Genomic DNA, 1215 nt, shown 5'->3' on the forward strand with positions numbered 1-1215 from the left:
GCGGCTCCGCCGAAGATGCCGAACCAGATGACGCTGACGACGCTGGGGACCAGCAGGACGCCGGTGACGAACTGGCGGATGGTGCGGCCGCGGCTGATGCGGGCGATGAAGAGCCCGACGAAGGGCGTCCAGGAGATCCACCAGGCCCAGTAGAAGATGGTCCAGCTGGTCATCCAGCTTCGGAGGGCCTCATCGCCGACTGCTTCGGTTCGGGAGGACATTTCGGCCAGGTCGCGGACGTAGTCGCCGACGGCGGAGGGGATCAGGTTGAGGATGAACAGGGTGGGGCCGGCTACGAAGACGATGAGTGCCAGGACGACGGCCAGGACCATGTTGATGTTGGAGAGCCACTGGATGCCGCGGCTGATGCCGGAGACGGCCGAGGCGACGAAGCATAGGGTCAGGACGGCGACGATTGCTACGAGCACGGGAGTGCCGATTTCGCCGAACCAGCCGTTGGAGGTCATGCCGCTGCCGATCTGCAGGGCGCCCAGGCCCAGGGATGCGGCGGTGCCGAACAGGGTGGCGAAGATGGCCAGGATGTTGATGAACTTCCCGATGGGCCCTTCGACCCTCCTGACGCCGAAGAGTGAGGTGAAGGCGACAGAGATCAGTTGCCTGCGGCCCAGGCGGTAGGTGCCGTAGGCCATGGCGATGCCTACGACTGCGTACATGGCCCAGGGGTGCAGTGTCCAGTGGAAGATGGAGGTTGCCATGGCGGTCTGGATGGCTTCGGGGGTCCGTCCGTTCACGGTTCCGGGCGGGGGAGAGATGTAGTGGTAGAGCGGTTCGGCTACACCGTAGAACATCAGGCCGATGCCCATGCCGGCGGCGAACATCATCGCGACCCAGGAAACGGTACGGAATTCGGGTTTTTCGCCGTCTTTGCCCAGCGGGATGTTGCCGAACTTGCCCAGGGCGAGCCAGAGGACAAAGACGACGAAGAGCGAGGCCAGGAGCATGAACAGCCAGCCGGTGTATTCCATGACCCAGTTCAGGGCAACCGTCGAGGACGAGGCGAGGCTGTCGCGGCCGACAAATCCCCAGACCACAAAGGCGACGGCGATGGCGCCGGTGATCCCGAAGGTGACCTTGTCGAGAACGAGCTTATGGTTCCGGCGTGCCGAAACGGCTTGCTCGGTCCTGGCAGAACGAAGCTCGCCCAGGATCTGTTCGTATTCCTCAGAATCCGGCAGGCCCCCCACGGCTCCGTCC

General features: G+C 64.1%; 1 protein-coding gene. It reads right to left on the bottom strand.

The window, feature by feature from the left end; translation table 11 throughout:
- Positions 1 to 1205: BCCT family transporter (locus PV761_RS24155; protein WP_347900046.1), on the bottom strand; the 1205-nt coding region annotated here is incomplete at its 3' end.
- Between the last annotated feature and the right edge of the window lie 10 nt (positions 1206 to 1215).

This window comes from Arthrobacter sp. CC3, assembly GCF_039907775.1.
Lineage (GTDB): Bacteria > Actinomycetota > Actinomycetes > Actinomycetales > Micrococcaceae > Arthrobacter.